Raw genomic sequence first — 7,284 nt, 5'->3', positions numbered from 1 at the left:
TCATAAAAATCACTGGAATATGCCGGGTGTTCAGATCCTTTTTGAGATTCCGGCAGACTTCAAAACCATCCATACCGGGCATCAGTGCATCAAGTAACACGATATCAGGTGTGGCTTCCAAGCTGATTTTCAGCGCCGATTCACCATTGTCAGCCACCAATACGGTATAACCAGACTCCACCAAAGCATCATGTAATAATGCCAGCGTATCGGGCGTGTCATCGACCACCAGCACAACGGCATTAAGCGGGTTTTCAGACATCAGCTAATTTCTCTTCTATAAAGGTTTTCAGGGTGCCTAATTGAAATCTGTCAGACATCTGGCGTATGTCCGTCACAAACTGTTTACACGCCAGACCTTGTTCCTCGATGTCATTGATCAGTTTACGCACACCGACCAGATATCCCATGTTAATCATCTCTAATAAGTCGTTTAACACTGCTTGCGAAGGCAATACATACGCCATCGTGGCGTCTTCAATCACCAGATCATCCTTGCTTTCTATCCATTGTAAATTGAGTCGTTCACCAATCCAGTTAATAAGCTCAAACAGATTGACCGGCTTTAGAATGAAATCTTTATCGGTAATACCTGAAGAATTTTCCAGGTTTTTATCAAACGCATTGGCCGAAATAATGCCGATTTTGACATCAGACTTATGCACATTACGGATAAGATGACAGGTTTCCCAGCCATCCATTTCCGGCATCGCCAGATCCATAAAAATGATTTCCGGCTGAAATTCCGGATAAATGCGTAAACATTCCGCGCCGGATGCGGCCTCTTTGACTTCGAAACCCAAGGGCTCAAGGATATTTAACAGCAACTCACGATCCACTGGTTCGTTATCCACCACCAGCAATTTACGTCGTGGTCCCTTATAACCCACTGGCATGCGCGTGTTGAGTAACGGCAAATCCTCTTCAACCCGAACGGATGGTAAAAACAGTCTGACAAAAAAGGTCGTGCCTTTGCCCACCTGACTTTCAACGTGCAAAACACCGCCCATCAGCTCAGTAAGCAACTTGCTGATGGTCAGTCCCAGGCCAGTGCCACCAATTCCCTGCGCTGCGCTGCCGCGTATAAACGGCTCAAAAATATGATCCAGTTCCGACTGCCTGATACCGGGTCCGGTATCTTCCACCTCTATCGATAAAAATTCGCGGGCATGATTAAACCGCAAATGAATTGAACCTTCACTGGTATATTTCACTGCATTACCGATGATATTGATCAATATCTGACTTAAACGCTTGTGATCAGCTCGCACGACACGCGGCAAATCCGAGCTGATTTCATACTCAAATTTCAGCCCTTTATTAATTGCCTGCAGCTCAAACATGCTGATAATTTGCTGGATATATTCAGGAAAACGCAGCGATTTGACATCAAATTGCAGCTTTCCACCTTCAATACGTGCAATATCCAGTGTGCCTTCAATCAGCGATAGCAAATGCTCTCCACTACGCAGAATGACTTTAATGGCATTTTTATTCTCTGCCGTCACATCGGTATTGTTATCCATCAATTGTGCATAGCCCAAAATGCTGTTTAACGGCGTACGCAATTCGTGGCTGATTCCGGTGATATAACGACTTTTGGCCTGATTGGCCTGTTCGGCTACCAGACGGGCTCGCTGCAATTCAGCATCAGTCTGTTCATGCAACATGATTTCGCGTTGCAGCAAACTGGTTTGATGGTTGGACTCCTGCTGTGCCACATTACGGCTTTGCGATGTAAGAATCAGCCACCAGACAATAATACCGCTGACCAGAACCAATGCCGCAAAGGCTTTCAGAAACCCAATCTGGATCTCCGGCAAAATCTGCGAGGCATTCTCGGTCAGAGTCAAAGAGATATGCAGGTAAATCAGCCCAAAGATCGAGGCCAGCAAGAGCACCGTCATGCCCATCAACAGGATGTAATGGCCTACACCATTCTGGATATATCCCCATAAAGACTTCGGCAACAGCTTTGTCATGGCAGCCTGCCATTGTGAATCCAGTTTGGCATGCGGCTTACAGGCATCGTTGCAGCGCGCATCCAGACAACAGCACAATGAACAAATCGCGCCCTGATAAGCAGGGCAATAAGCTATGTCGTCAATCTCATATTCACGCTCACAGATACTGCAGGTTTCTTTAGTCTTGCCGGGATGAAATTTATAAGGCTGACGCGCCAGATAATATTTGCCTTTGGTCCACCAGGCGAACAGGGGGGAACAGATTAATGCGGTAAACATCGCGATAAAGGATGAAAAGGACTGTGCTTCCAGTCCAAACACACCGACAAATGCCAAAACCGATAACAGGGAAGCCATGGCCATAGCCCCCACTCCGACCGGATTGATGTCATATAAATAGGCCCGGCGGAATTCAACCCCTTTAGGGCTTAAGCCCAGAGGTTTATTGATCACCAGATCGGCGACCACAGCCGTGATCCAGGAAATCGCGATATTCGAATACAAGCCCAATATCTGCTCCAGCGCCTGAAACACATCAAGCAGCATCAGCATGGTGGCAATCAATACATTAAATAATAACCATACCACCCGACCGGGATGGCTGTGGGTTAAACGGGCAAAGAAATTGGACCAGGCCAGTGAGCCGGCATAGGCATTGGTGATATTGATCTTGATTTGAGACAGCACCACAAAAAATACGGTGACCGCCAGCAACACATCGGCATTGGAAAAGACATAGCTGAAGGCCACATGATACATGTAGGTAGGGTTAACGGCTTCTTCAACGGATTTGGCTCCCATTAACACCAGATAGGCCAGCAACACGCCGGCAAACATTTTGATCATACCGACGAAGATCCAGCCCGGTCCCGCCAGTATCACGCCTAAATGCCACCGAAGCCGGTTGTTTTTGGTTTTTTCCGGCATAAATCGCAGAAAATCGACCTGCTCACCCACCTGAGGAATCAATGCCATGCCGATGGCGATGGCCGTGCCAAACATGTAAATGTTAAATCCACCATCAAAACCCGACCCACCGGCAAATGTCGTCAAACCTTTGAATGCATCCGGATCTTTGGCAAAGATAAAAATAAAGGGCAGCACCATCAAAAACAGCCATATCGGCTGAGTGATCATCTGAATCCGGCTGATTAATGTCACCCCATGAGTGACCAGTGGAATCACTACCACCGCCGATATCAGATACCAGATATAGATTGGCAAGTCGAAATACATGCTCAGGGCGTACGCCATGATCACGGCTTCCAGCGCAAACAGAATAAAGGTAAAGGTGGCGTAAACAAACGAGGAGATAGTCGAACCGATATAGCCAAACCCGGCACCACGGGTCAGCAAGTCCATATCCAGACCATATTTCGCAGCATAATAGCTGATAGGCAAACTGGTCAGAAAAATAATCAGACTAATCGTCAGAATAGCCCAAAAAGCATTCACAAAGCCGAAGTTGACGGCTAAAGCACCGCCAATCACCTCTAAAACCAGAAAGGAAATGGCCCCCAATGCCGTATTGGAGACACGGAAAATTGACCACTTCCTGAACGAGTGTGGTGTGAAACGCAGCGCATAGTCTTCCAGCGTTTCATTAGCCACCCAGGTATTGTAATCACGGCGGATTTTAACAATACGCTGTGGTGCGTTATGTTCTGATGACTCCATCAAAGCATTTTCCCGATAAATTTAGCCCAAGGCTTGATGGATCCCCACGCTCAATTATTGAGAGATACAGAGCTTACCCAATCGCATCATAACGTATGACGACCGATTTTTTATCTACGTAGTATTACGTATTGATTTTTCCATACCTAAGTCTGGCGAGGATTTGCAGCAACCCCACCGGAGTTTCTGGCTTTTTACATCACCAGCAAATAGAGTCCACTGAACGTCAACAGCGCTGCAAAGCCACGTTGCAACACTATACCAAGTTGATCTTTAAAGCTTGCCAGATAGACCCCCATACTCAGCAGCATCATGGTCGCCAACACCATACCGGTTACCGCCATCAGGCCATTCCCTGCAGCAACCAATTCCTGACCATGAACAAAGCCATGTAGCAACGCAAACACTGTGGTCAACCCTAGTTGCCACATGCTGCTGATGGAAGTGTTTAATAAAATCACCAGCCCCATTGCCAGAACACTGACCGCAATGGCCACTTCAACAAATGCCAGACCCGGAATCATGGCACCTAATGCCACCCCGCCCAATATAAACAACACAAACAGCATTGGCACCTGCCAACGTGTTGCTGATATGGATTGTCCGGCCCAATAGCCTACTGCCAGCATCACCAGTAAATGATCAATTCCGGTAAACGGATGGCTGAATCCGCTGGAAAAATTGGCCATATCATGTCCCGGATGGGCAAACGCAATAGCTGGAAAAGCCAAAAAACCCAACAGCGTTAACATCATTTTTTTCATTTCTTTTCCCTCTTGATTTAATGGTTAATTCAGCATTAATCCCTGTTTTTCAATAAACGCCACAATCTCATCCAGACCGTCTTCCTGTTTCAGGTTGCTGAAAACAAAGGGCCGTTCGCCACGCATACGTTTTGAATCACGATCCATCACTTCCAGCGAAGCACCCACCAAAGGCGCTAAATCGGTTTTATTGATCACCAGCAGATCCGACTTGGTAATGCCCGGGCCGCCTTTACGGGGTATCTTTTCACCGGCAGACACATCAATCACATAGATAGTCAGATCCGACAATTCCGGACTGAACGTCGCAGCCAGGTTATCGCCACCGCTTTCGACAAACACGATGTCCAACGGATCGAAACGTTTACTGAGTTGAGCCACGGCTTCCAGATTCATCGATGCATCTTCACGGATGGCTGTATGCGGACAACCGCCAGTCTCAACACCAATAATACGGTCCGCAGACAAAGCTTCATTGCGGGTTAAGAACTCGGCATCTTCCTTGGTGTAAATATCATTGGTGACCACGGCGATATTGTATTTATCACGTAATCGTTTGCATAAGGCCAACGTTAAGGCGGTTTTACCGGAACCAACCGGACCACCGATGCCAACTCGTAAAGGTTCTTTCATTTTGTCTTTCTCTTCTTCATGAACGAAATAAACGGGAATACTGGGTCTCATGTTTACAGCCAGCAATGCTCAGTGCCGGACAGAAATTCTGAATATCGTCATCAGGCAATTGTATGGCTTGATCGACTAAAGCAGGCAAAGTCATCGCTAACTCTGACAGAATACGTTGCCCGGCCACCTGCCCTAAAGGCACGGTTTTCATCACTGCACTGACCTGATTTTCCAGAAATGACCAGGCATAGGCGTGCAACATTTCCTCAAGCGAAATTTCCCAGCACAACGCCGTGACGGCATAGATCGTCGGAAAGGCGGGTTGCTGCAAGCTGCCCGTTAATAAGACGATTTGTGGTGGCCATGTGGCTAAATCCCGTTGCAGTCTTAACAACGAGTAGGCCATTTGACGGGTTTCGGCGAGCGCTTCGCTGCTATCGCGTCCTGCCTGATAATATTCATCCCAATACTGAATTTGCAAGCCATCCATTTGCTGCCAGGCTTTGAACAGCCTCAGTAAAACCGGCAGTTCGAAGTTGGCGTAATAGATTGACAGCACATCACCAATCCACTGTTTCGACGATTCAATATCCGTCACATCACCGCTTTCAATCGCCCACTCCAGGCCCTGCGAATAACTGTAGGCACCAACCGGTAGCATCGGGCTGGCAAGTTGTAACAGACGGGATAAAGATGCAGAACTCATCTCAGTGACTGTGACCGTGCTCATGGCTATGAGTATGTGAGTGATCATCGTCATGATGATGGTGATGACCGCCACCGCCAGCATAGGCTCCGGATTCCGGTTCAAATGGCGCTTGCAGTTCTTCAACCTGAACGTCTAACCCCAGCAACATTGCTTTCAGCACTGAATCTGTTTCCAGCTTCAGCCAGCCGTCTCCAATTTCAAGAGGAACATGACGATTACCCAAATGATAAGCGGCTCGGGTTAAAGACTTTGAGGTGGTAGTAGTCACTTTCATCACAGACTGATCAGCAGCAATGACTTCAATGATTTCACCACTATCAGCTTGCAGAAAATCCCCACCCCGCAGGATAGTGCCACGTTGCATATATAACGCCGCTTCTTTACCGGATTGTAAGGTCACGCGAATACGGCTTTTCTGCCGCAAATCAAAACTGAGACTGACCACATCATCTATCACCGTATCGGTGTGAATATGATCCAGCTTGGTCGAAATCGATAACATTTTTGTCCTTGAATATAAGCTGTCAAAACAGAAAATAACGTTGTGCCATCGGCAATTCAGTTGCCGGTTCACAGATTAATAATTCACCATCGGCCAGTACCTGATAGGTTTCCGGATCGACCTCGATTTTTGGTGTGGCATCGTTGAATACCATATCTTTTTTGCTGATATTCCGGCAGTTTTTCACTGCAACCAGTGGCTTTTGTAAATCCAGTGCTTTGACAGCCGGATTCGATAAGGCGGCTTCAGAAACAAAGGTTAATGAGCTTTTTAAGGCTTTACCAAAACTGCCAAACATAGGCCGGTAATGTACGGGCTGTGGTGTCGGGATAGACGCATTAGGATCGCCCATCGCCGCTGCGGCAATCATGCCGCCTTTTAATATCAGGGTCGGTTTCACGCCAAAAAACGCCGGACGCCATAACACTAAATCAGCAAATTTACCGGCTTCAATGGAACCGACTTTATGCGAAATGCCATGGGTTATCGCCGGATTAATGGTGTATTTGGCAATGTAACGTTTAATCCGGAAGTTATCGCAGTCACCCTCTGCGCGTTCGGCATCCTCTTTGAGTGTGCCACGTTGGACTTTCATTTTATGGGCCGTTTGCCAGGTACGAATCACCACCTCGCCAACCCGCCCCATCGCCTGAGAATCCGATGACATCATCGCAAACGCACCGGTGTCATGCAGAATATCTTCTGCAGCAATGGTTTCACGGCGAATACGTGATTCGGCAAATGCCACATCTTCAGCAATGGATGGATCCAGGTGATGACACACCATCAGCATATCCAGATGTTCATCCAGGGTATTGATGGTAAATGGTCGAGTGGGATTGGTTGATGAAGGCAATACATTGGCAGAACCAATGGCTTTGATAATATCCGGTGCATGGCCGCCACCGGCACCTTCAGTGTGGAAAGTATGAATGGTGCGACCTTTGAAGGCTGCCAGGGTGGTTTCGACGAAGCCCGATTCATTAAGGGTATCAGTATGAATTGCCACCTGAATATCCATCTCGTCCGCTACGGACAAACAGT

General features: G+C 47.4%; 7 protein-coding genes. All 7 read right to left on the bottom strand.

Features of this window, described 5'->3' with window-relative positions:
- The coding region (locus tag B3O33_RS09045) for a response regulator (RefSeq protein WP_292363465.1) at nucleotides 1-262 on the bottom strand (262 nt) is incomplete at its 3' end.
- Nucleotides 255-3,641 (bottom strand): hybrid sensor histidine kinase/response regulator, encoded by a 3,387-nt coding sequence (locus B3O33_RS09040; protein ID WP_292360824.1) that lies wholly within the window; start codon nucleotides 3,639-3,641, stop codon nucleotides 255-257. The genes B3O33_RS09045 and B3O33_RS09040, both read right to left, overlap by 8 nt.
- Before the next feature lie 194 nt (nucleotides 3,642-3,835).
- The gene (locus B3O33_RS09035) at nucleotides 3,836-4,405 is read right to left on the bottom strand and encodes a HupE/UreJ family protein (RefSeq protein ID WP_292360825.1); all 570 of its coding nucleotides are present in this window, start codon (nucleotides 4,403-4,405) and stop codon (nucleotides 3,836-3,838) included.
- Nucleotides 4,406-4,429: 24 nt separating this feature from the next.
- The gene (ureG, locus tag B3O33_RS09030; RefSeq protein ID WP_292360827.1) at nucleotides 4,430-5,038 is read right to left on the bottom strand and encodes an urease accessory protein UreG; all 609 of its coding nucleotides are present in this window, start codon (nucleotides 5,036-5,038) and stop codon (nucleotides 4,430-4,432) included.
- A 16-nt stretch (nucleotides 5,039-5,054) separates the two neighbouring features.
- Nucleotides 5,055-5,735, bottom strand: coding sequence for an urease accessory protein UreF (locus B3O33_RS09025; protein WP_292360829.1), 681 nt, complete (start codon nucleotides 5,733-5,735; stop codon nucleotides 5,055-5,057).
- Nucleotide 5,736: 1 nt separating this feature from the next.
- Nucleotides 5,737-6,240 carry an urease accessory protein UreE gene (gene ureE / locus B3O33_RS09020; protein WP_292360831.1) on the bottom strand — a complete coding sequence of 168 codons (504 nt, stop codon included), beginning with the start codon at nucleotides 6,238-6,240 and terminating at the stop codon, nucleotides 5,737-5,739.
- 22 nt (nucleotides 6,241-6,262) lie between these two features.
- A partial coding sequence (locus B3O33_RS09015; RefSeq protein ID WP_292363463.1) for an urease subunit alpha occupies nucleotides 6,263-7,284 on the bottom strand: 1,022 nt, incomplete at its 5' end.

Origin of the sequence: Methylophaga sp. UBA1464 (assembly GCF_002325665.1) — a bacterium.
In the GTDB taxonomy this organism is placed as follows: Bacteria; Pseudomonadota; Gammaproteobacteria; order Nitrosococcales; family Methylophagaceae; genus Methylophaga.
This window is presented reverse-complemented; position numbering and strand designations above follow the sequence as displayed.

Coding starts and splice junctions, on each gene's coding strand:
- B3O33_RS09035 (WP_292360825.1), bottom strand. CDS start 4,405: ATGAAAAAAATGATGTTAACGCTGTTGGGTTTTTTGGCTTTTCCAGCT.
- ureE (WP_292360831.1), bottom strand. CDS start 6,240: ATGTTATCGATTTCGACCAAGCTGGATCATATTCACACCGATACGGTG.
- B3O33_RS09025 (WP_292360829.1), bottom strand. CDS start 5,735: ATGAGTTCTGCATCTTTATCCCGTCTGTTACAACTTGCCAGCCCGATG.
- B3O33_RS09040 (WP_292360824.1), bottom strand. CDS start 3,641: ATGGAGTCATCAGAACATAACGCACCACAGCGTATTGTTAAAATCCGC.
- ureG (WP_292360827.1), bottom strand. CDS start 5,038: ATGAAAGAACCTTTACGAGTTGGCATCGGTGGTCCGGTTGGTTCCGGT.